This is a genomic window from Bartonella sp. OT172YNZD (assembly GCF_042193725.1).
Lineage (GTDB): Bacteria > Pseudomonadota > Alphaproteobacteria > Rhizobiales > Rhizobiaceae > Bartonella > Bartonella grahamii_A.
On the sequence record NZ_JBHILZ010000091.1, the window covers coordinates 1 to 691 of the forward strand.

1 protein-coding gene and 1 pseudogene are annotated in these 691 nt (G+C 45.4%); both read left to right on the plus strand.

All coding sequences use genetic code 11. From position 1 onward, the window contains the following. Nucleotides 1-495, plus strand: a 495-nt coding sequence (locus ACFIJS_RS09190; RefSeq protein ID WP_375651320.1) for a baseplate J/gp47 family protein, incomplete at its 5' end; no start/stop codon positions are given. Beyond that, nucleotides 495-691: pseudogene (locus tag ACFIJS_RS09195) on the plus strand (phage tail protein); the annotation flags it as partial. The gene ACFIJS_RS09190 and the pseudogene ACFIJS_RS09195, both read left to right, overlap by 1 nt.

Genomic DNA, 691 nt, shown 5'->3' on the forward strand with positions numbered 1-691 from the left:
GGCACAGCGCCACGTTATCAATATTTTGCCCTCTCAAGCGATATCCATGTCAAAGATGCTTTTGTTTATCGTGTGGGCAAAAGCCCGATTATTCATGTGGCTCTTTTTAGTGATAGTCCATCAGGGGTGGCAGATGAAGCTTTAATTGCCAAGGTGCAAGCCGCCCTTGATGAAAAACAGGTAAAAATGACCAATGATACTCTCTTGGTCAAAAGTGCGGTGCAGCGGGTGATCAATGTTTCTGCTGATTTTTGGTTGTTACCGGATGAAGGCTCCTTTGTTTTGGAAAGAGCAGAGCAGAATTTGAGAGAAGAATGGGCGTGCACATGGAGGCTTGGGCGTGATCTTTCTTTAAGTTGGATACTCAGTCGCTTGATGGTTGAGGGTGTGCACCATGTGAACATAACGCACCCTTGTGAGGATATTTTGGTCGCACCTGATGAAGCTGTAGCTTTGGGGGATATTGTCTTGTTTGAACGGGGGCGTGCTTATTGATGCTTTCCTCACTTTTGCCACCGAATTCGAGCTTGTTTGAACGCTGTTTTGCAGAAGCAATGGCTCTTGACCCTCACGTTAAAACGGCACTCGAAGAAATACCCCGCGCGAAATTTATTACGCGTCCGCCTTCTTGGTTGCCCTTTTTAATAGACGAATATGGCTTACAAGAATTAAGCCCTTATTTTTCTAACCT